Source organism: Modestobacter versicolor (assembly GCF_041028285.1).
Classification (GTDB): domain Bacteria; phylum Actinomycetota; class Actinomycetes; order Mycobacteriales; family Geodermatophilaceae; genus Modestobacter; species Modestobacter versicolor_A.
This window is the reverse complement of the sequence record NZ_JABGDB010000004.1, coordinates 207,375-229,251: the sequence shown is the minus strand read 5'-3', so window position 1 is coordinate 229,251 and position 21,877 is coordinate 207,375. Positions and strand designations below refer to the sequence as shown.

Annotated in this window: 20 protein-coding genes and 2 tRNA genes; 16 read left to right on the top strand and 6 right to left on the bottom strand. The window is 75.1% G+C overall.

Translation table 11 applies throughout. The features are described 5' to 3' along the window. The first annotated feature begins 12 nt into the window (after positions 1-12). The 10 genes from HL054_RS15525 (at position 13) to HL054_RS15480 (ending at position 11,058) form a co-directional block, all read left to right on the top strand. Complete coding sequence (locus HL054_RS15525; RefSeq protein WP_369139911.1) at positions 13-1,035, top strand: YlbL family protein; 1,023 nt, start codon at positions 13-15, stop codon at positions 1,033-1,035. Positions 1,036-1,234: 199 nt separating this feature from the next. Next, entirely contained in the window at positions 1,235-4,201 is a 2,967-nt protein-coding gene (locus HL054_RS15520) for a UPF0182 family membrane protein (protein WP_369140039.1), read from the top strand. A gap of 77 nt (positions 4,202-4,278) precedes the next feature. Continuing rightward, a tRNA-Met gene (locus HL054_RS15515) sits at positions 4,279-4,355 on the top strand. A 242-nt stretch (positions 4,356-4,597) separates the two neighbouring features. Continuing rightward, entirely contained in the window at positions 4,598-6,730 is a 2,133-nt protein-coding gene (locus tag HL054_RS15510; protein WP_369139910.1) for a DEAD/DEAH box helicase, read from the top strand. Between the two features lie 5 nt (positions 6,731-6,735). Further along, a complete protein-coding gene (locus HL054_RS15505; protein WP_369139909.1) occupies positions 6,736-7,308 on the top strand; it encodes an arsinothricin resistance N-acetyltransferase ArsN1 family B in 573 nt (190 codons plus the stop codon). 14 nt (positions 7,309-7,322) lie between these two features. Then, positions 7,323-7,399 (top strand) — tRNA-Met (locus tag HL054_RS15500). Between the two features lie 98 nt (positions 7,400-7,497). Then, on the top strand, positions 7,498-8,640 hold the full coding sequence (gene galT / locus HL054_RS15495; RefSeq protein ID WP_369139908.1) for a galactose-1-phosphate uridylyltransferase: 1,143 nt from the start codon (positions 7,498-7,500) through the stop codon (positions 8,638-8,640). After that, positions 8,637-9,800, top strand: a complete 1,164-nt coding sequence (galK, locus tag HL054_RS15490) for a galactokinase (protein WP_369139907.1) — start codon at positions 8,637-8,639, stop codon at positions 9,798-9,800. The genes galT and galK overlap by 4 nt, the downstream gene beginning before the upstream one ends. Positions 9,801-9,835: 35 nt before the next feature. Then, complete coding sequence (locus tag HL054_RS15485) at positions 9,836-10,123, top strand: GNAT family N-acetyltransferase (protein WP_369139906.1); 288 nt, start codon at positions 9,836-9,838, stop codon at positions 10,121-10,123. A gap of 44 nt (positions 10,124-10,167) precedes the next feature. Then, positions 10,168-11,058 carry a polysaccharide pyruvyl transferase family protein gene (locus tag HL054_RS15480; RefSeq protein ID WP_369139905.1) on the top strand — a complete coding sequence of 297 codons (891 nt, stop codon included), beginning with the start codon at positions 10,168-10,170 and terminating at the stop codon, positions 11,056-11,058. 6 nt (positions 11,059-11,064) lie between these two features. Here HL054_RS15480 and HL054_RS15475 read toward each other — a convergent pair whose 3' ends face one another. Further along, positions 11,065-11,934, bottom strand: a complete 870-nt coding sequence (locus HL054_RS15475) for a glycosyltransferase family 2 protein (protein ID WP_369139904.1) — start codon at positions 11,932-11,934, stop codon at positions 11,065-11,067. A gap of 4 nt (positions 11,935-11,938) precedes the next feature. Next, a complete protein-coding gene (locus HL054_RS15470; RefSeq protein ID WP_369139903.1) occupies positions 11,939-12,208 on the bottom strand; it encodes a helix-turn-helix domain-containing protein in 270 nt (89 codons plus the stop codon). A 48-nt stretch (positions 12,209-12,256) separates the two neighbouring features. On the opposite strand from HL054_RS15470, the gene map reads away from it, so the two are divergent. Then, positions 12,257-13,030: a type I methionyl aminopeptidase gene (gene map / locus HL054_RS15465; RefSeq protein WP_369139902.1), complete on the top strand. Its 774-nt coding sequence runs from the start codon at positions 12,257-12,259 to the stop codon at positions 13,028-13,030. 65 nt (positions 13,031-13,095) lie between these two features. Here the strand turns inward: map and HL054_RS15460 are convergent, their stop codons facing one another. The 3 genes from HL054_RS15460 to HL054_RS15450 form a co-directional block, all read right to left on the bottom strand. Next, a complete protein-coding gene (locus tag HL054_RS15460; RefSeq protein WP_369139901.1) occupies positions 13,096-14,238 on the bottom strand; it encodes a cystathionine gamma-synthase in 1,143 nt (380 codons plus the stop codon). Continuing rightward, entirely contained in the window at positions 14,235-15,632 is a 1,398-nt protein-coding gene (locus tag HL054_RS15455; RefSeq protein ID WP_369139900.1) for a cystathionine beta-synthase, read from the bottom strand. The genes HL054_RS15460 and HL054_RS15455 overlap by 4 nt, the downstream gene beginning before the upstream one ends. Positions 15,633-15,725: 93 nt before the next feature. Next, positions 15,726-16,946, bottom strand: coding sequence for a GNAT family N-acetyltransferase (locus HL054_RS15450; RefSeq protein ID WP_369139899.1), 1,221 nt, complete (start codon positions 16,944-16,946; stop codon positions 15,726-15,728). Between the two features lie 143 nt (positions 16,947-17,089). Here HL054_RS15450 and HL054_RS15445 point away from each other — a divergent pair, with 143 nt between their 5' ends. From HL054_RS15445 to HL054_RS15425, 5 genes are all read left to right on the top strand, one after another. Beyond that, the gene (locus HL054_RS15445) at positions 17,090-17,791 is read left to right on the top strand and encodes a GAF and ANTAR domain-containing protein (protein ID WP_369139898.1); all 702 of its coding nucleotides are present in this window, start codon (positions 17,090-17,092) and stop codon (positions 17,789-17,791) included. Between the two features lie 46 nt (positions 17,792-17,837). Beyond that, a complete protein-coding gene (locus HL054_RS15440; protein WP_369139897.1) occupies positions 17,838-18,839 on the top strand; it encodes an aldo/keto reductase in 1,002 nt (333 codons plus the stop codon). Beyond that, on the top strand, positions 18,836-19,321 hold the full coding sequence (locus tag HL054_RS15435; RefSeq protein ID WP_369139896.1) for an XdhC family protein: 486 nt from the start codon (positions 18,836-18,838) through the stop codon (positions 19,319-19,321). Before HL054_RS15440 ends, HL054_RS15435 begins: the two co-directional genes overlap by 4 nt. Next, complete coding sequence (locus HL054_RS15430; protein WP_369139895.1) at positions 19,318-20,706, top strand: FGGY family carbohydrate kinase; 1,389 nt, start codon at positions 19,318-19,320, stop codon at positions 20,704-20,706. Before HL054_RS15435 ends, HL054_RS15430 begins: the two co-directional genes overlap by 4 nt. Positions 20,707-20,804: 98 nt before the next feature. Next, positions 20,805-21,017, top strand: coding sequence for a hypothetical protein (locus tag HL054_RS15425; protein WP_369139894.1), 213 nt, complete (start codon positions 20,805-20,807; stop codon positions 21,015-21,017). 10 nt (positions 21,018-21,027) lie between these two features. On the opposite strand, the gene hisN is transcribed toward HL054_RS15425, so the two are convergent. Next, positions 21,028-21,846, bottom strand: coding sequence for a histidinol-phosphatase (gene hisN, locus HL054_RS15420; protein ID WP_369139893.1), 819 nt, complete (start codon positions 21,844-21,846; stop codon positions 21,028-21,030). Between the last annotated feature and the right edge of the window lie 31 nt (positions 21,847-21,877).

Sequence of the window (21,877 nt, the reverse complement as noted above, 5' to 3'; positions counted from 1 at the left end):
CGAGGAGGAGTCGTGAGTCGTCGGACCACCGTCCTGGTCACCGGGACGGTGCTGCTGCTGCTGTTCGGCGTGCTCGGTGCGCTGCTGCCGGTGCCCTACGTCGCGCAGGTGCCCGGCCCCACCTACAACACCCTCGGCGACATCGACGGCACCCCGATCATCTCGGTCACCGGCCGCGAGCCCAACGACACCTCGGGCAACCTGAACCTCACCACCGTGGGCATCCCGCAGCGGCCGCTCACCCTGGTCGGGGCGGTGCAGGGCTGGTTCGACAGCGAGGTCACCGTCGTCCCGCGCGAGCAGGTCTACCCGTCCGGGCAGTCGGTGGAGGAGACCCAGCAGCAGAACCGGCAGGCCTTCCTCACCTCCGAGCAGTCGGCCCGCGGGGCGGCGCTGGCCGAGCTCGGGTACCCGGAGAAGGTCGTCGTCCAGGACCTCACCGACGACTCGCCGTCCGAGGGCCAGCTGGCGGCCGGCGACGCGATCGAGTCGGTCGGCGGCGTCCCGACGCCGGACCAGGACGCGCTCACCGCGGCGCTCGCCGCCGTCCCGGCCGGGACGACGGTCCCGGTCACCTACACCCGGCTGGGCGAGCCCGGCGCCGGCACGGTCACCACCGGGGCCGCACCGCAGGGCGGGGGCTCAGCCCTCGGGGTGCTGGTCCTCCAGACGCCGTACGCGCCCTTCGACGTCGACATCGAGGTGGACGACGTCGGCGGCCCGTCGGCGGGACTGATGCTGACCCTCGGGATCATCGACCTGGTCGGCGACACCGACCTCACCGAGGGCGCCGTGGTCGCCGGCACCGGGACCATCGACGCCGCCGGCGAGGTGGGCCCGATCGGCGGCATCCCGCTGAAGATGGTCGCGGCCCGGGAGATCGGCGCCGAGCTCTTCCTGGTGCCCGCGGACAACTGCACCGAGGCGCTGCAGAACCTGCAGCCCGGGCTGCCGACGGCGCGGGTCGCCACCCTCGACGACGCGCTGACCGCGCTGGCCGACCTGCGTGCCGGACGGACCCCCGCCTCCTGCTGACCTGCCTGCCAGGAGACCGTGGTCTGCTTGTGGCGCAGCCGGGAACCTGCCGCCGCCGTGGACAGTTGAGGGAGCGGACCGTGCTCCGGCCCTCCCGTCTCCGGGGGTGTCCGGGGCTCTCCCGGTCGTGTTCCCGTGGCAGGGTCGTCGTACCCGCCACCTCGCAGGTCGAAGGAAAGACAGGAGACCGACCGTGGCCATGCGGCCCCCCGTGCCGGTACCGACGCTGTCGCGGCGCGCCAAGCTGGTCATCGGCGTCGTCGCCGTGCTGCTGGTGCTCTTCACCGTCATCGGCACCCTCACCAACGTCTACGTCGACTACCTCTGGTTCGACGAGACCAACTACACCGAGGTCTTCTGGACCGAGCTGCAGACCCGCGCGCTGCTGTTCGCCGTGGCCGGCGTGGCCACCGGCGGGCTCGTCGCCCTGGCCGTGTACCTGGCCTACCGCTTCCGGCCCACCTTCCGGCCGATGTCGCTGGAGCAGCAGAACCTCGAGCGCTACCGCCAGTCCCTCGAGCCGCGGCGCAAGGCGGTCATCACCGCCATCGGCGTCGTGCTCGGCCTGTTCGCCGGCTTCACCGCGCAGAGCAGCTGGCAGACCTGGCTGACCTTCCGCAACTCCACCGACTTCGGGCAGACCGACCCGCAGTTCGGCCGCGACATCTCCTTCTTCGTCTTCGACTACCCCTTCTACCGGCTGGTGCTGGGCTTCGGCTTCGCGATCGTGCTGCTGGCGCTGATCGGGTCGCTGCTCACCCACTACGTCTTCGGCGGGGTGCGGCTGCAGACCCCGGGCCAGAAGCTCACCGGCGCGGCGCGGGTGCAGCTGTCGGTGCTGCTGGGCGTGTTCGTCGCGCTCAAGGCGGTCGCCTACTGGCTGGACCGGTACAGCCTCGTCTACTCCAACCGGGGCGACTTCTTCACCGGTGCCTCGTACACCGACGTCAACGCGCTGCTGCCGGCCAAGAACATCCTGGTCTTCGTGGCGGCGATCTGCGCGATCGCGTTCTTCGCCAACATCTTCTTCCGCAACACCGTGCTGCCGGCCGCCGCGCTGGTGCTGCTGCTGTTCTCCAGCCTGGTGATCGGCGTGGCCTTCCCGGCGATCATGCAGCAGTTCGTGGTCCGGCCCTCGGCCGACCAGAAGGAGCAGGTCTACACCGAGCGGGCGATCGGCTCGACGCTGGACGCCTACGGGCTCTCCGACATCGAGTACGTGAACTACGCCCAGGACCAGACCGAGGGCGCCGACGCCGACGCCGCGCTGGCCGCGCTGCGCAACGACACCCAGACGATCCCCAACGCGCGGCTGCTCGACCCCAACGTCCTCACCGCGACGTTCACCGCCCGCCAGCAGATCCGCAACGTCTACGGCTTCCCGGAGAAGCTCGACATCGACCGGTACACCGTCGACGGCGTCACCTCCGACTACGTCGTGGCGGTGCGCGAGCTCAACAGCTCCGGGCTGAGCGAGAACCAGGGCAGCTGGATCAACCGGCACACCGTCTACACCCACGGCAACGGCTTCGTCGCCGCACCGGCCAACCAGGTCGTCGCCGGGCAGGAGGGCGGCGAGCCGAACTTCACCACCGGCGACCTGCCGACCCGCGGCGACATCGAGGTCGAGCAGGCCGGCATCTACTACGGCGAGCTGCTGAACAACGGCGGCACCGACGTGTACTCCGTCGTCGGTGGCGACGAGCCGCGCGAGTTCGACCGGCCCGAGGGCGGTTCGGACGAGGGGCAGATCAACTCCACCTACGACGGTGAGGGCGGCGTCTCGATCGGCAGCTTCTTCCGGCAGCTGACCTACGCGATCTACTACCGGGAGCGGAACTTCCTGCTCTCCGGCGCGGTCAACGACCAGTCGAAGGTGCTCTACGTCCGCGACCCGCTGGACCGGGTGGAGAAGGCCGCCCCGTTCCTCACCGTGGACGGCGACCCCTACCCCGCGGTGATCGACGGCCGGGTGCAGTGGCTGCTGGACGGCTACACCACCTCCGACGCCTACCCGTACTCCGAGCAGCAGTCGCTCGGTGAGGCCGCGACCGACGCCCTCACCGGCACCGGCACCACGGCCCTGCCCGACCAGCAGTTCAACTACATCCGCAACTCGGTCAAGGCCACCGTCGACGCCTACGACGGCACGGTGCGGCTGTACGCCTGGGACGAGGAGGACCCGGTCCTGGCGACGTACATGAAGGCGTTCCCCGGCACGGTCGAGCCGCGCAGCGAGATGAGCGAGGAGCTGATCAGCCACGTCCGCTACCCGGAGGACCTCTTCAAGCTCCAGCGCGACGTGCTGACCCGGTACCACGTGTCCGACCCGATCGACTTCTACAACCAGAACGACCGGTGGCAGGTGTCGGCGGACCCGACGCAGTCGGGCACCAGCTCCGACGCGCAGCCGCCGTACTACATCCTGGCGCAGCGGCCGGACGACGAGGAGGCCAGCTTCCAGCTGACCAGCGCCCTCAACGCCTTCGAGCGGGACAACCTCTCCGCGTTCATCTCCGCGTCCTCGGACCCGGACACCTACGGGGAGATCCAGGTGCTCCGGCTGCCCGGCAACACCCCGTACCGGGGGCCGCGCCAGGTGCAGAACTCGTTCACGACCAACAACCAGGTCCGGCCGGACCTGACGTTGTTCAACAGCGAGAACTCGCGGGCGGTGTTCGGCAACCTGCTGACCCTGCCGATCGGCAACGCCGGCCTGCTCTACGTCGAGCCGCTGTACGTGGAGGGCACGGGGGAGAACGCCTTCCCGCTGCTGCAGAAGGTGCTGGTCAACTACGCCGACCGGATCGGGTACGCCAACACCCTGTCCGAGGCGCTGGACCAGGTGTTCGGCGCCGGGGCCGGGGAGGCCGCGGCCGACAGCGACGGCATCGACGACGGTGCTGCGGCGCCGACCGAACCCGCGCCCACCGACGGGAGCGCGCCGACCACCGCGCCCCCGGCCGACACCGGGGGAGGCGCGGTCGACCCCGCGGCCCGGGATGCGGCCGCAGCGGCCATCCAGACCGCGATCGACGACCTCGCCGAGGCCCAGCGCGCCGGCGACTTCGAGGGGATCGGCCGGGCACAGGCCGCGCTCCAGGACGCGGTGAACGCCTACCAGGCCGCCAACGGCCAGGGCGCGGCGGCGAGCCCGACCGGGTGAGCCGAGGGGTCGGTCACGGGTGCGTGACCGACCCCTCGACGGCACTCTGCCGCGGTGGGGTATGGTGGTCCTACCGACGCGGGGTGGAGCAGCTCGGTAGCTCGCTGGGCTCATAACCCAGAGGTCGCAGGTTCAAATCCTGCCCCCGCTACCACCAGGAACGGCCCCCACAGTCACTGTGGGGGCCGTTCCCGTTCGTACGACCATCGCACCGGCACCGTCCGGGTCGCGGACCGTGCGGGCGGCGGGCCTCCGGCCCCGGGACGTCGTGCCTGGCAGCTCTCCGCCGCCCAGGCCGGGTCGCGGGACGAGCGGGGCCGGCCTGCCGGCCGCACGACCGCAGGACCGTGTGCGGCACCAGCCGCGGCACCCGTGCCGCGCCCGAAGGAGGAGCACGTGGCCCGACGAGGTCAGCCCCAGGCGGGCGCTCGACGCACCGCCCCGCGGGACAAGCGCCGGGGCGGCAACGGTGGTGGCGGCGGCGGCAAGGACCGCGGCGACACCATCGCGGTGCTCGCCCGCACCGTGCGGGAGGTCGAGGCGGCCGCCCAGCGCGGCCCGGTCACCCCCTCGGCGCGCACCAAGTTCCAGGTCGTGGCCCTGATGCTCCGCGAGGAGCACGCCCGGGTCCGGGCCGACGTGACCACCAGCGAGACACACCGCACCGAGCAGCTCAAGCGGCTGGACGGGATCGCGACCATCCTGGCCAAGACCGCCGTCCGCGACCCCGCGCTGCTGGCGCTGCTGGCCGACGACGCCGTGGTCTCCTCGGCGGCCCGGTCGCTCAAGCAGGACATGCTCCGGGCGGTCGGCATCGAGGAGGTGGCGCCCGCCCAGCCGGTGGCGGCGGCGCCGGCCCCGGAGCGGGTCGTGCCGCAGTCGGTCGTCTCGCGGCAGCTGGCCAACCCCTTCCTGGCCCCCGACTTCTCGGCCGCCCCGGCCAGCGCGCCGCGCCCGCGCCGCCTGGCCGGCTGGGAGCTGCTCGGCCCGCTGCTGCGCTCCTTCGAGCGGGCCGGCAGCGGCGAGCCGGCGTGCATGCCCCTCCCGGCACCGACGACCCGGCACGTGCCCAGCGGGGTGGCCCTGATGCCGCACCAGGCGCAGCTGGTCGCCTCGGCCGCGGCCGGCCACCGGACCTTCCTGCTCGCCGACGAGCCGGGCCTGGGCAAGACGGCGCAGGCGCTGCTGGCCGCCGAGGCGGCGAACGCGTACCCGCTGCTGGTCGTCGTCCCGAACGTGGTCAAGACCAACTGGGCCCGCGAGGCCGGGCTGTGGACCCCGCACCGGCCGGCGACGGTCATCCACGGCAACGGCGAGACCATCGACGGGTTCGCCGACATCGTCGTCGTCAACTACGAGGTGCTCGACCGGCACGTCGGCTGGCTCGGTGACTTCGGCTTCCGCGGGATGGTCGTCGACGAGGCCCACTTCATCAAGAACCGCACCTCGCAGCGCTCGCAGCACGTGCTGGAGCTGTCCGAGCGGATCCGCACCCGCACCGTGCGCCCGCTGCTGATGGCCCTCACCGGCACCCCGCTGATCAACGACATCGAGGACTTCCGGGCCATCTGGCAGTTCCTCGGCTGGATCGACGAGACCAAGCCGCTGGCCGAGCTGATGACCGCGCTCGACGAGACCGGGCTGACCCCGGCCGACCCGGGCTTCTACCCGGCCGCCCGCCGGTGCGTCATCGACCTGGGCATCGTCCGCCGCCGCAAGGTCGACGTGGCCGCCGACATCCCGGCCCGGCGGATCGCCGACCTCCCGGTCGAGCTCGACGGGGCGGCCGGCCGGTCGATCCGGGCAGCCGAGCGGGACCTCGCCCGCCGGATGGTGTCGCGGTACGAGACCGCGCTGGCCAACCGCCGGTCCGGCGCGGTCGTCGACGGCATCGACACCGAGCTCGTCCGCCGGGTGGCCCGCTGGGAGCAGAAGGACGCCGCCGAGGCGAGCACCGGCGAGAACGTCTTCAGCATGATGCGGAAGATCGGCCAGGCGAAGGCGACGCTGGCCGCCGACTACGCCGGCCAGCTGGCGCGCAGCGCGGGCAAGGTCGTCTTCTTCGCCAAGCACGTCGACGTGATGGACGCCGCCGAGGAGACCTTCACCCGGCAGGGGATCCGGTTCTCCTCGATCCGCGGCGACCAGACCTCCACCGCCCGGCAGCGCAACGTCGACGCCTTCGTCAACGACCCCGAGGTCGCGGTGGCCGTCTGCTCGCTGAGCGCGGCCGGGGTCGGGCTGAACCTGCAGGTCGCCTCCAACGTCGTGCTGGCCGAGCTGTCGTGGACCGACGCGGAGCAGACCCAGGCGATCGACCGCAGCCACCGGATCGGGCAGACCGAGCCGGTCACCGCGTGGCGGATCATCGCCGCGCAGACGATCGACGCCCGGATCGCCGAGCTCATCGACAGCAAGGCGGGGCTGGCCGCCCGGGCGCTGGACGGTTCCGACGAGGAGGTCTCGTCCTCGGCCGACGTCCAGCTCGAGGCGCTGGTCGGGCTGCTGACCGAGGCGCTGTCGGCCTGATCCCGGTGCCCGTCCCCGCCGACATCCGCCCGGCCGACGTCGGCGACGCCGCCGCCGTCGCCGACGTCTACCGGCCCTGGGTCACCGGCTCGGTGGCGTCCTTCGAGACCGTCCCACCCGACGCCGACGAGATGGCCCGCCGGATGACCGCGCAGCCGCGGCTGCCGTGGTTCGTGGCCTGCCGGGACGGCGCGGTGGTGGGCTACGCCTACGGGGGGCAGCACCGCACCCGGGCGGCCTACCGGTGGTCGGTCGACTGCTCGGTGTACCTGGCCGCGGGGGAGCGCGGCGCGGGCACCGGCCGGGCGCTGTACGAGCGGCTGCTGCCCGAGCTGCGCGACCTCGGCCACGTCACCGCCTTCGCCGGGATCGCGCTGCCCAACCCGGCGAGCGTCGGGCTGCACACCGCGCTGGGCTTCACCCCGGTCGGCGTCTACCGCGCGGCCGGGTTCAAGGCCGGTCGCTGGCACGACGTGGGCTGGTGGCAGCTCCCGCTCCGCGAGCCGCCGGCCGAGCCCGCGGAGCCCGCAGCGTGGTCACCCGGGGCCCCTGCACGACCGCCGGAGGGGCTGCGGTAACGTTCTCCGTGCGACGCGGGGTGGAGCAGCTCGGTAGCTCGCTGGGCTCATAACCCAGAGGTCACAGGTTCAAATCCTGTCCCCGCTACCAACCGGAGGGCCCGGTCACCGACCACGGTGACCGGGCCCTCCGTCCGTGTGTGCAGACTCGGTCTGCGAACCGGCGACACAGCGTGGAGGACGACGGACATGGACGCGGTACCCCCGACCGGCGACCGGCGGTGGCCCGGTCAGGTCACCGAGCGGGCCATGGCCGACGGCCGGCCGATGTTCTACTTCGACGACGTGGCCACCGACGGGCCGGTCCACGGTGCGCCCGACACCCGCCCGCTGCCCGAGCCGCCTCACGCCGGCGAGGTGCGCTTCGACGTCCTCACCGGCGAGTGGGTGACCATCGCCGGGCACCGGATGAACCGGACGTTCCTGCCCAGCGCCGCCGACTGCCCGCTGGACCCGACGACCGACCCGGCCCGGCCCACCGAGGTCCCGGACAGCAGCTACGACGTCGTCGCCTTCGCCAACCGGTTCCCGAGCTTCGCCCCGCTGACCGCCGGCCCGGCCGCGGACGCGGTGCCCCCGCCGTTCGGCCCGCCCGACCAGCCGGCCTACGGGCACTGCGACGTCGTGGTGTTCTCCAGCGACCACGACGCGGCCGTCGTCGACCTCCCGGCCAGCCGGATGCGGACGATCGTCGAGGCGTGGGCGCACCGCACCGCCGCGCACTCCGCCGACCCGCGGGTCGCCGAGGTCTTCGTGTTCGAGAACAGCGGCCAGGAGATCGGGGTGACGCTGAGCCACCCGCACGGGCAGGTCTACGCCTACCCCGTCGTCCCGCCGCGTTCCCAGCAGCTGCTCGAGCAGGCCCGCCGGCACCGCGCGGCGACCGGCGGCCACCTGCTCGCGGACGTGCTGGCCGCCGAGCGCGCCGAGGGCACCCGGGTGGTGCTGCGCGGCGAGCACTTCACCGCCTACGTGCCCCGCGCCGCACGGTGGCCGGTCGAGGTGCACCTGGCCCCGCACCGCGACGTCCCGGACCTGGCCGCGCTGGACGACGCCGAGCGCGCCGAGCTGGCGGTCGTCTACCAGGAGCTGCTGCGCCGGGTGGGCCGCTTCCACCCCGGCGTCGACCGGGTGCCCTACATCTCCGGCTGGCACCAGGCGCCGACCGGCGCCGACCGCGAGCTGGGCCGGCTGCACCTGCAGCTGTTCTCCCTGCTGCGGGCGCCGGGCAAGCTGAAGTACCTGGCCGGCTCGGAGTCGGGCATGGGCGCCTGGATCAACGACACGACGCCGGAGCGGATCGCCGACCGGCTGCGGGAGGTGGCGTCGTGAGCGGCGCGCAGGAGCAGGCGGAGCTGGCCGTCGCGGAGCTGCTGAAGGCCTGGGACGCCGAGCCGGACGGCGTGTGGGCCGCGCCCGGCCGGGTCAACCTGATCGGCGAGCACGTCGACTACAACGGCGGCCGCTGCCTGCCGATGGCGCTGACCCGGGTGACGGCGGCGGCCGTGCGCCGGCGGGACGACGGCGTCGTGCGGCTGGCCAGCACCGACCCGGACGCGCCGTCGTTCGAGGGCACGCTCGCCGACCTCGGCCCGGGCCAGGTGTCGGGCTGGGCGGCGTACGCGGCGGGCACCCTGTGGGCGGTCCAGCAGGCCGGCGTGGACGTGCCCGGCCTCGACCTCGCCGTCAGCAGCGACGTGCCGCTGGGCGCCGGGCTGTCCAGCTCGGCCTCGCTGGAGGCGGCGGTGGCGATCGCCGCCGCCGAGCTCGCCGGCCGGACCGACGACCGGGACCTGCGGCACCTGCTCATCCAGGCCGCGATCCGGGCGGAGAACGAGGTCGTGGGCGCCGGCACCGGCGGGATGGACCAGACCGTCGCCCTGCTGGCCGAGGAGGGCTCGGCACTGCTGGTCCACACCCGCGACTTCCGCACCGAGCCGGTGCACCTGGGGCTGGCCGAGGCCGGCCTGGAGCTGATGGTCATCGACACCCGGGTCAAGCACACCCTCGCGGACGGCCAGTACGCCAAGCGCCGCGCCGACTGCGACGCGGCCGCCCGCGAGCTCGGCCTGGAGTGGCTCAGCGACGCCACCCCCGCCGACGTCGAGCGCCTCACCGACCCGCGGCTGCGGGCCCGCACCCGGCACGTGGTCACCGAGAACCAGCGGGTGGACGCCGTCGTCGAGCTGGTCCGCGCCGGCCGGGTCGCCGAGATCGGCCCGCTGCTCGACGGCTCGCACGCCTCGCTGCGCGACGACTACGAGGTGTCGGCGGTCGAGCTCGACGTGGTCGTCGAGGCCGCCCGGGAGGCCGGTGCGCTGGGCGCCCGGATGGTCGGTGGCGGCTTCGGCGGCTCGGCCATCGCGCTGATCCGGTCGTCGGACGCCGCGGCGGTCGGCGCGGCGGTCGTCGCGGCCTGCCTGGACCGGTCGCTGACCGAGCCCGGCATCCTCACCGTCACCTCCGGACCGGCCGCCCGCCGGCTGTCCTGAGGAACAGCGCGGCCGGTCCGGCCGTTCGCGGGGGCATGGAGCCGACCGTCGTCGACGTGCCCGAGCACAGCCGCTACGAGATCCGGGACGGCGACCGCCGCCTGGGCCTGGCCGCGTACCGCCGCCGCGGCACCCAGGTGGTGTTCACCCACACCGAGGTGGACAGCTCGGCGGGGCACTCCGGCCTGGGCGGCAGGCTGGTCCGGGCCGCGCTGGACGACGTGCGGAGCGCCGGCGGCACCGTCGTCCCGATGTGCCCGTTCGTCCGGGGCTGGATCGAGCGGCACCCCGAGTACCGCGACCTGGTCGTCGCCGAGGCCTGACCCCGCGGGGGAGGGCGCACCGCGCCGCCTGGGAAGCTGGGGGCATGCGCGTCCTGGTCACCGGTTGGTTCAGCTTCGACGAGGTGATCGCCACCGTCGGCGACGAGCTGGGGGCCGACGCCGTCGTCGGCTGGCTCCGCGAGCTCGGCATCGACCACGACGTCGCCTGGGCGCCCTACCTGGGCCGCGGACCGCACTGGCGCGACCTGGACGCGAGCGGCTACACCCACCTGGTCTTCGTCAGCGGCCCGCTGATGGACATGCCGCTGCTGCGCGAGCTGACCGCGGCGTTCGACCACGCCCAGCGCTGGGCGGTGAACGTGTCGGTCGTCCCGGACGACGCCCGGCCGCTGTTCCACCGCGTGTGGGAGCGCGACGACGTCAGCACCGGCACCGCCCGCCCGGACCTCGCGATCGGCACCACGACGCCGGACGTCCCGGTGGTCGCGGTGGCCTTCGCCCCGGCGCAGGAGGAGTACGGCACCCGCAGCCAGGCCGACCGGGTGCGCGCCACGATCGAGGGTTGGCTGAAGACCCGCGGCATGCCGTGGTTCGAGCTGGACATGGACCTGTTCGACAAGCCCTACGAGCGCTTCCCCTCGCAGGTCGAGGCGCTGGTCCGGCGCGCGGACGTCGTGGTCAGCATGCGGCTGCACGCGCTGGTCCTCGGCCTCGCCCACGACGTCCCGGTGATCGCCTGCGACGCCGTCGCCGGTGGGGCCAAGGTGAGCGCACAGGCGGCCGCGCTGGGCTGGCCGGTGGTGCTGCAGGCCGGCGAGGTCGACCCGGCCACCCTGGACGCCGCGCTGGAGCACGCGCTGTCCGGCACGCTGACCGGGGAGCTGGCCGAGGCGCGCCGCCGGGGTGCGGCCGGCAACGCGGCGGCCCGCGCGTGGTTCGTCGAGCAGCTCGGGGACGGCCGCCCGGAGCGCTGAGCGGCGTCAGCCGGTCGGCTGGGCCGCGGGCCGCTGGGCTCGGGCGAACCGGCGCTCCAGCGCGGCCGGGACCGGCCGGCGCAGGCGGAGCGCGGCCGGGAGCCGGCGGAGCAGGCCGGCCAGCGCCCGCCGGGCGGCCGGGTCCCGCACGGCCCGCCGCGCCAGCCGCCCGGTCGAGCCGAGCGCCACGGGCAGCGGCAGGCGCAGCCAGTCGACGAGCACGTCGTTGCGGGTCTGCAGCGCCCACCGAGCCGGCGTCGGCCGGTCCGGTCCGGCCGGGTCGTGCCAGGCGACCACGTCGTCGGCGAAGACCAGCTGCCAGCCCGCGGCCGCGAGGTCGAGGGCCAGCAGGTGCTCCTCGCCACCGAAGAACAGCAGCGGGGAGAAGCCGCCGACGGCCAGGTGCGCGTCCCGGCGGCCGACGGCGGCGAAGGCGGGGAAGCTCAGCACGTCGGGGCCGGCGGGGGAGCGGCCGAGCACCGCGGCCCGGTGCTTGCGGGTGACCGCGTCGTCGCGGCCGTCGGCGGCCAGCCGCACCCGGCCGACCACGACCGCGACCCCGGGGTGCGCGTCGAGCAGGTCGGCGGCCCGGTCCAGCGCGCCGGGCTCCCACCAGGAGTCGTCGTCGGCGAAGGCCACGTAGGGCGTGCCGGCCAGCCAGACGCCGTGGGTGCGGGCCACCGCGCCGGTGTTGGCCGGCAACTCGACCACCCCGACGCCGGGGTGAGCGGCCCGGACGGCGGTGGCGGTGCCGTCGGTGGAGGCGTTGTCGACCACGAGCACCGGCGGGCCGCCGGCCAGCCGGTCCAGGGTCCGCACCAGCGACGCCCGCCGGTCCCGGGTGGCGACGACGACGGTGACGCGGGGTCCGGTCACTGCGTCAGGCGGAGAGGGCGGTGCCCGCCGGCGCGTCGTCCAGGGCGCGGGCCAGCGCGTCGAGCGGCAGGTCGAGGGTGCGGGCCAGCGCGGTGACGGTGAAGAACGCCGGGGTGGGCACCCGGCCGGACTCGATCTTGCGCAGCGCCTCGAGGCTGACCCCGGACGCGGCGGCGACCTCGGCGGGGGAGCGGTCGGCGCGTGCGGAGCGCAGCAGCGCGCCCAGCCGGCGGCCACGGTCGCGCTCGGCAGGGGTCAGCGGCGGTCGGACCATGGCCGTGATACTAATACCGGGATAGTCATACCGGAAGGACGAGGACCGATGATCGAACTGCGCACCCCCGGCGAGATCGACGCGATGCGGGCGGCGGGCGCGGTGGTCGCCGACATGCTGGCCGCCGTGCGGGCTGCCGCGGCGCCCGGTGTCCGGCTCACCGAGCTCGACGCGGTCGCCCGCGACGTGCTGGCCGCGGCCGGCGCCACCTCGCCGTTCCTGGGCTACGCGCCGGTGAGCACCACCCCGCCGTTCCCCGGCGTGGTGTGCCTGTCGGTCAACGACGTGGCGCTGCACGGCATCCCGACCGTGCAGCCGCTCGAGGACGGCGACCTGCTGAGCGTGGACGCCGGCGCGACGCTGGACGGGTGGGTCGGGGACTCGGCGGTCACCTTCCCGGTGGGCACCCCGCGGCCGGCGGACCTGGCGCTGGTCGACACCACGCAGCGGGCGCTGGCGGCCGGGATCGCCGCCGCGGTGCCGGGGAACCGGGTGGGTGACATCTCCGCCGCGATCAGCGCCGTCGGGCGGGCCGGTGGGTGCGGCATCAACACCGACCAGGGCGGCCACGGGGTCGGGCGCACGATGCACGCCGACCCGCACGTGCCGAACGAGGGGCGCGCCGGGCGGGGCGTGAAGCTGCGGGCCGGGCTGGTCATCGCCATCGAGCCGTGGTTCCTGGCCGGCGGCAGCGACGACTACCGGGTGGACGCCGACGGCTGGACGCTGCGCAGCGCCGACGGCAGCCGGGCGGCGCACGTCGAGCACACGGTCGCCGTCACCGACGACGGCCCCCGCATCCTCACCGCCCCCCGCTGCTGAAGGACCCCCTCGCCCCCCACCACTCGCACGCTCGCAGTGGGCCCCTGCGAGGGGGCCGGGGGTCCTTACCCGGACAGGGCCTGGTCGAGGTCGGCCAGCAGGTCGTCGACGTCCTCGATGCCCACCGACAGGCGCACCAGGTCGGCCGGCACCTCCAGCGGTGAGCCGGCGGCGCTGGCGTGCGTCATCCGGTGCGGGTGCTCGACCAGCGACTCCACCCCGCCCAGCGACTCGGCCAGGGTGAACACCGTCGTCCGCTCGCAGACCCGCAGCGCCGCCTCCTCGCCCCCGCGCAGCCGGAACGACACCATCCCGCCGAAGCCGGACATCTGCCGGGCCGCTACGTCGTGGTTGCGGTGCTGCGGCAGCCCCGGGTAGAGCACGGCGGAGACCGCCGGGTGCTCCAGCAGCCACTCCGCGATCCGGGTGGCGTTGGCGGTGTGCCGGTCCATCCGGACGCCGAGGGTCTTCAGGCTGCGCAGCACCAGCCACGCGTCGAACGGGCCGGCGACCGCGCCCATCGCGTTCTGGTGGTAGGCCAGCCGCTCGCCGAGCTCGTCGTCGGCCACCACCAGCGCGCCGCCGACGACGTCGGAGTGCCCGCCCAGGTACTTCGTCGTCGAGTGGACGACGACGTCCGCGCCCAGGGTCAGCGGCTGCTGGAGGTAGGGGCTGGCGAAGGTGTTGTCGACGACCAGCAGCGTGCCGGCGGCGTGCGCGATCTCGGCCAGCGCGGCGATGTCGGAGACGTTGAGCAGCGGGTTGCTGGGGGTCTCGCACCAGACCACCCGGGTGGCCGCCGGGGCGACGGCGGCGCGGACGGCGTCCAGGTCGTTGAGGTCCACCGGCTGGTGCGTGACGCCCCACGGCTCGAGCACCTTGGAGATCAGCCGGTAGGTGCCGCCGTAGGCGTCACCGCCGAGGACGATCGAGTCGCCCGGCCGGCAGACGGTGCGCAGCAGGGTGTCCTCGGCGGCCAGGCCGGAGGCGAAGGCGAGCCCCCGGGTGCCCTGCTCGAGGGCGGCCAGCGCCGTCTGCAGGGTGTCCCGGGTGGGGTTGGCGCTGCGGCTGTACTCGTAGCCGCCGCGCAGCCCGCCGACGCCGTCCTGCTTGTAGGTGGTGCTCAGGTGCAGCGGCGGGATGACCGCGCCGGTGGCCGGGTCCGGCTCCTGCCCGGCGTGGATGGCCCGTGTGTTGAAACCCGTCATGACTGCACGGTAGAGGCGGGCAGGCCGACGAGGTGGCCGAGCACGTCCTGCCGGGTGACCACGCCGGCCGGCTTGCCGTCGACGTGCACCAGCAGTGCGTCGGCGTCGCCCAGCGCGCTCACCGCGGCCGACACCGGCTCCCCGGAGCCGATGATCGGCAGCGGCGCCGACATGTGCCGCTCGACCGGGTCGGCGAGCGTCGCCCGGCCGGCGAACAGCGCGTCCAGCAGCGTCTTCTCGGCCACCGAGCCGACCACCTCGCCGGCGGTCACCGGCGGCTCGGCGCGGACCACCGGCAGCTGGCTGACGCCGTACTCGCGCAGGATGTCGATCGCGTCGCGCACGGTCTCGTTCGGGTGGGTGTGCACCAGCGTGGGCGTCGACCCGGACTTCGCGTCCAGCAGCTCGCCGACGGTCTCACCGCCCCCGGCGTCCAGGAAGCCGTAGTCGGCCATCCACTCGTCGTTGAAGATCTTGTTCAGGTACCCGCGGCCGCCGTCGGGCAGCAGCACCACCAGGACGTCGTCCCTGCCCAGCCGCTCGGCCACCCGCAGCGCGGCGACGACCGCCATCCCGCAGGAGCCGCCGACCAGCAGCCCCTCCTCGCGGGCCAGCCGCCGGGTCATCGCGAACGAGTCGCCGTCGGAGACCGCGACGATCTCGTCGGCCACGGTGCGGTCGTAGGCCTCGGGCCAGAAGTCCTCGCCGACGCCCTCGACGAGGTAGGGCCGTCCGGTGCCGCCGGAGTAGACCGAGCCCTCGGGGTCGGCGCCGATGACCTGCACCCGGCCGCCGCTGGCCTCCTTGAGGTAGCGGCCGACGCCGGAGATCGTCCCGCCGGTGCCGGCACCGGTGACGAAGTGGGTGACCCGCCCCTCGGTCTGCGCCCAGATCTCCGGGCCGGTCGTCTCGTAGTGCGAGCGCGGGTTGTTCGGGTTGGAGTACTGGTCGGCCTTCCAGCCGCCGACGGTCTCCCGGGCCAGCCGGTCGGAGACCGAGTAGTACGAGCGCGGGTCGGCCGGGTCGACGGCGGTGGGGCACACGTGCACCTCGGCGCCGTAGGCGCGCAGCACGTTGATCTTCTCCTGGCCCACCTTGTCGGGGCAGACGAAGACGCACTTGTAGCCGCGGGTCTGGGCCACGATCGCCAGGCCGATGCCGGTGTTGCCGCTGGTCGGCTCGATGATCGTGCCGCCGGGCCGCAGGTCGCCCGCGGCCTCGGCGGCCTCGACCATCCGCAGCGCGATCCGGTCCTTCACCGAGCCGCCCGGGTTGACGTACTCCACCTTGGCCAGCACCAGCGGCGCGTCCGGGCCGAGGTGGGCGGTGACGGAGTTGAGCCGCACCAGCGGGGTGTTGCCGATGAGCTCGATGACGGACTCGGCGTACTGCACGGGGTCTCCTGCGGACGTCGGGACCGGCGGCGGTTCCGCGCGCGCCGGTGGTGGGGTCATCCCATCAGACCGGCACCCCGGCACGCCCCCGGGTCAGTACGGCAGGTAGTAGGTGAGCAGGTCCGCGGTCATCGGCGGGAACACCGCCTCGTAGAGCTCCGGGTCGCGGCCGGGGTACACGTCGGGACGGCGCCGGGCCAGCCCGTGCATCCCGTGCGGCCCCAGCAGCAGCGCGCCCAGCTGGTCCGGGGCCACGCCGGCACCGCCGACCGCGCCCGGCGCCTGCTGCCGGCCACCGGCGCGCACCGGGCCGAGCCCGTCGCCGGTCACCGGCAGCGACCAGCTGGCGCCGTAGGTGGAGACGACGACGTCCCGTCCGCCCCGGTCCACGCCGGCGGCGGCGAACCGGCGGGACAGCACCGGCCGCAGCGCCTCGAGCAGGGCGCCGGCGTCCGGCACGCGCACGTAGTACTGCTCGGCGAGGTCGCTGCCGGGCCCCAGCCGGCCGGCCCACACCGCGCCGGGCAGGCTCGCCGGCCGGTCGGTCACCCGCACCGGCCGGCCCGCCGCGAGGTCGGCGACCCCGGCCAGCAGCGCCCGGGCCGCCGCGGCGTCGACCGCGGCCGGCTCGGCGGCCAGCAGGTCGTCGTCCGGCTCGGGCACGCGCACCGAGCCGACGACGTCGGCGTCCCGGTCCAGCACCCAGGTCGTCGTCGCCCGGTGGGCCACCAGCCAGCGCAGCCGCGCCGCCGGGTGCGGCATCGCGACGTCGGCGCCGGTCTGGGCCGCGTCCTGCAGCCGGGCCAGCGCCGGCAGGTCGGCCGGGGTGGCGCGGCGGAGCCCCGGGGCGGGTGGCGGGAGGTCGGCCACGGGCCGGGCGGCCGGGATGTCGACGGCGTACTCGTAGCCGAAGAGCCGGTAGAAGTACGGGATCCCGATCATCACCTGCAGCAGGTCGCCGCGCGCCGCGGACCGCTCGTGCGCCCACCCCATCAGCGCGCGGACCAGCCCGCGGCCCTCGTACCCGGGGTCGGTGGCGACCAGCTCGACCTGGCCGGCGGGGACGAGGACGTCCTCGACCCGCACCGTCTCGGCCAGCAGGGTGACCGTGGACACCACCCGGTCGCCGTCCACCACGACGGCGCTGGCCGCGAAGCCGGTGTCCGGGTCCTCGACCACCAGCCGCTGGTCCTCGGCGTCCGGCGGGTCTCCCCGCGCCGCCAGCAGGGCGCCGACCTGCTCCAGGTCGGCCGGTCGGCAGGTGCGCAGCAGCAGGCCACCCGGCAGCGGCCGCCCGTCTCCCGTCGTGGTCACGCCCGGACCCTCCTCGGCCAGGTCGGTGCCGGGCAACCGAGTTCGCCGATTTACGCCGTATACGCTCTGCCGGCCGGGTCTGCACCCGGAGGGCGCGGTCGAACCAACGGCCGGACCGCCGACTGGGAAGGGACCCCGAGACCATGACCGAGAGCCTGGGCGCGCTGCACGCCGAGCTGGCCCGGGTCGTGCTCGTGGGCCGGGAGCTGCCTGACGTGCTGACCGAGATCGTCCAGATCTCCCGCCGGGCGATCCCCGGCGCTGAGGCCACCTCGATCACCCTCATCCGCGACGAGCGCGCCTTCACCGCCGCCTTCGACGGGCAGATCGCGATGGACGCCGACGAGCTGCAGTACCAGCGGGGGTACGGCCCCTGCCTGGACGCCGGCCGTTCCGGCGAGGTGTTCGTGATCGGGGACATGCGCACCGAGGAGCGGTGGCCCGACTACGCCCGGCACGCCGCGGGCCTGGGCGTGGGCAGCTCGCTGTCGGTGCCGCTGCCCTTCCAGGGCGCCACCATCGGCGCGCTGAACAACTACGCCCGGCACCCGGGCGCCTTCGGCGAGACCGACGTCCGGCTCGGCGAGGAGGTGGCGGCCTTCGTCGCGATCGCCGTCGGCAACGCCGAGGCCGCGGCCCGGGCCACCGACGACGTCACCAACATGCGCAAGGCGATGGAGTCGCGCTCGGTCATCGAGCAGGCCAAGGGCATCCTGATGGAGCGGTTCAAGGTGACCGCCGAGCAGGCGTTCACCCTGCTCACCCACGCCTCGCAGCGCAGCAACGTCAAGCTGCGGGACGTCGCCGAGGAGCTCACCGCCACCGGGCTGCTGCGCGGCAGCTGAGCCGCCGGGCTGGCGTGCCGGTCCCGGACCGGGACAGGATCAGGTCATGACGACGACCGTCCCCCGCCGCAGCCTGGGTGGCCTGCAGGTCTCCGCCCTCGGCCTGGGCTGCATGGGCATGAGCCAGATGTACGGCGCCGCCGACCGCGCCGAGTCGATCGCGACGGTGCACCGGGCGCTCGACCTCGGCGTCACGTTCCTCGACACCTCCGACGTCTACGGCGACGGCCACAACGAGGAGCTCGTCGGCGAGGCGATCGCCGGTCGGCGCGACGAGGTGCAGCTGGCGACCAAGTTCTCGCTCACCCACGACGACCGCGGCGGGATGACCATCGACGGCCGGCCGGAGAACGTCCGGGCCCGGGTGGAGGCCAGCCTGCGGCGGCTGCGGGTGGACGTGATCGACCTGTACTACCAGCACCGGGTCGACCCGGCGGTGCCGATCGAGGACACCGTGGGCGCGATGGCCGAGCTGGTGCAGCAGGGCAAGGTCCGGTACCTGGGTCTCTCGGAGGCCAGCGCCGGGTCGATCCGGCGGGCCGTGGCGGTGCACCCGATCGCCGCGCTGCAGAGCGAGTGGTCGCTGTGGACCCGCGACCTGGAGGCGGAGGTGCTGGCCGTCGCCCGCGAGCACGGCATCGGCATCGTCCCGTTCAGCCCGCTGGGCCGCGGGTTCCTGGCCGGCGCGATCACCAGCCCGGCCGACTTCGCCGAGGACGACTGGCGCCGCACCCACCCCCGCTTCACCGGCGAGGCGTTCACCGCCAACCTGCGGCTGGTCGAGGCGGTGCGGGCGATGGCCGGCGAGAAGGGCGTGACCGCCGGGCAGCTCGCGCTGGCCTGGGTGCTGGCCCAGGGCGAGGACGTCGTCCCGATCCCGGGCACCAAACGGCGCAGCTACCTCGAGGAGAACGTGGGTGCCGCCGCGGTGCAGCTCAGCGCCGAGGACCTCGGGCGGCTCGCCGACATCGCCCCACCGGGGGTCGCCGCGGGCAGCCGGTACGCCGACGCCGGCTACTCCTACGGCGACAGCCCGGCGCGGTCGTGAGCGGTCCCGCGCCGCGGGTGCTGGTCGCGGTCTACGCCGGGGGCGTCGCCGAGGCGCTGGCCGGGATCGGCGCCCAGCTGGGCTACCGGACCGTGCTGGTCGAGCCCGACCCGGAGCTGCGCGGCGCGGCGTCCTGGGCAGGCCAGGCCGTCGCGGCGATGGCCGACCTGGACGGCGACCCGGAGCTGGCCGCCGCCGACGTGGTGGTCACCGACCACCACCGCGACGACCTCGGGGAGCACCTGCGCGACGCGCTGGCGCGCCCGGTGCGGTGGATCGGCGTGGTGGGCAACCCGCGGGTCGAGGGGCCGCACGTCGCCGCGCTGGCAGCGCTCGGGGTGGCCCCGGCCGACGTCGCCCGCGTGCACCGGCCGATCGGGCTGGACATCGGCTCGCGCACCGGCCCGGAGATCGCGGTCTCGACGCTGGCCGGGCTGCTGGCCGACCGCAACGGCCGGACCGGCGGGTTCTTCCCGCAGTGACCGTCGTCCTCGGCGCCGACCTGGGCACCAGCGGGCTGAAGGCGGTCGCGCTGGACGCCGGCGGGACGGTCGTCGCCGAGGCCGAGGCGGGGTACCCGGTCGACCGGCCGCGGCCCGGGTGGGCGCAGACCGAGGTGGCGGTCTGGCGGCGGGCGCTGGACGACGCCCTCGCCGCGCTCACCGGGCAGCTGGCCGGCCGGCCGGTCGCGGCGCTGGGCCTCTCCGGGCAGATGCACGGTGCGGTGCTGGTCGATGCCGCCGGCTCAGCGCTGGGCCCGGCGCTGCTGTGGCCGGACCGGCGCGCGACGGCGGAGCTGGACCGCTGGCGGCAGCTGCCCGGGCCGGACCGGGCCGCCCTGGCCAACCCGCTCGCCGCCGGGATGACCGGCCCGCTGGCGGCCTGGCTGGTCACCCACCGGCCGGACCTGCTGGACCGGGCGGCGGCGGTGCTGCTGCCCAAGGACGCCGTCCGGGCCACCCTGCTGCCGGGCACCGACCCGGCGGTGACCGACCGCAGCGACGCCTCGGCCACCCTGCTGTGGGACGTGCCGGCGGACCGCTGGTCGGGGCCGGCGACCGCGGCCGCTGGCCTCGACCCGGCGCTGCTGCCCACGGTGCTGCCCGGGCACGCGGTGGCCGGGACGGCGGAGCTGCCCGGCGGCCCGGTGCCCGTGGTCGTGGGCGGGGCGGACACCCCGCTGGCACTGCTCGCGGCCGGCACCGGGACCGGGGTGCAGGTCAACCTGGGGTCCGGTGCCCAGCTGCTGCGCCCCGGGGTGCGCCCGGCCGCGGCCGCCGACCCCGTCGTCCACTGCTACGCCGACACCGGCGACGGGTGGTACGCCATGGCCGCCCTGCAGAACGCCGGCACCGCGTGGTCGTGGGTCGCCGGTGTGCTGGGGCTGGACTGGGCCGGGCTGGCCGGCAGCCTCGCGGAGTCGCCGCCCGGCGCCGGCGGGGTGGTGTTCAGCCCGTTCCTCACCGGCGAGCGCGGCGGCGTGGCCGGCCCGGACGCCCGGGGCGGCTGGACCGGGCTGTCGGCCGACACGACCCGCGCCGACCTCGCCCGCGCCGCGCTGGAGGGCGTGGTCTGCGCGGTCGCGGCGGCGCTGGACCTGCTCGGCCCGGCCGGGGACGGGCAGGTGGTGCTCACCGGGGGAGGGGCGCGGGACGCCGGGGTGCAGCAGCTGCTCGCCGACGTCCTGGGCCGGCCGGTGCAGCACGTGCAGGTCCGCAGCGCCTCGGCCGTCGGCGCCGCCGTGCTCGCCGCCCGCGGGGTGGGGTGGGCGGTCACGCCGGTCCGGGCGGGCGACCCGGTCGTGGCGCCGGACGGGTCCGGGGCGGCCGCCGGCGTCCGGGAGCGGTGGGCGGCCGCCGTCGGCTGACCGGCTCGCCGCGCGGAACGACCTGGCTGCTGTCACCGTTGAGCGGACGAGCGGAGCCCGGTCGGGCTCCCCGCAACCGGCGAGGGGGTGGACGCGTCATGGCGTCGCTGTTCAACAAGGTCGTGCAGTTCGCGAACAGCCCAAAGGGCAAGCAGGTCATCCGTCAGGCGACGGACAAGGCCCAGCAGCTGGCCAAGGACCCGAAGAACCGGGCGAAGATCGACGACGTGCGCCGCCGCATCCAGGGCGGCCGCGGCGGGGAGGGCCCCACGACGGGCACCGGCACGGGGGGTGCCGGCGGCCTCCGCTGACCCGCTGCGCTCAGGCCGACGGCGCTCGACCCGCACCCGGGTCGAGCGCCGTCAGCACGTGCGGGTGCAGCACGCCGTTGGTCGCCACCGCGCTGCCGCCCGCGGGGCCGGGGGTGCCGGTGAGGTCGGTGAACGTGCCGCCGGCCTCCCGCACGATGACGTCGAGGGCGGCCAGGTCCCACAGCGACACCTCGGGCTCGCAGGCCACGTCGACCGCGCCCTCGGCGACCATCATGTAGCTCCAGAAGTCGCCGTAGGCGCGGGTCCGCCAGACCGTCCGGGTGAGGGCGAGGAAGCCGTCGAGCAGTCCGCGCTCCTCCCACCCGGAGAGGCTGGAGTAGGACAGGCTGGCGTCGGCCAGGCCGGACACCCCGGAGACCGTGCACCGCGTGGCGTTCTCCAGCCGCCGGCCGGTCCAGGCGCCGGTGCCGGCCGCGGCCCACCAGCGCCGGTTGAGCGCCGGAGCGGACACCAGCCCGACCACCGGCAGGTCACCGTCGAGCAGCGCGATCAGCGTGGCCCACACCGGGACGCCGCGGACGAAGTTCTTCGTCCCGTCGATCGGGTCGACCACCCACTTCCGGTCGCCCCGACCGGTGCTGCCGAACTCCTCGCCGATGACGGCGTCCCGGGTGCGGGCCCGGGCCAGCGTGCTGCGCAGCTGCTCCTCGACCGCGCGGTCGGCGTCGGTCACCGGGGTGAGGTCGGGCTTGGTGTCCACCTGCAGGTCCTGCGCCCGGAACCGGTCCAGGCTGATCGCGTCGGCCTGGTCGGCCAGCACGTGTGCCAGGCGCATGTCCTCGTTGTAGCCCCGCTGCGCCGACGTCATGGGTCAGGAACCTAGCGGCCGGGCCCGGCCG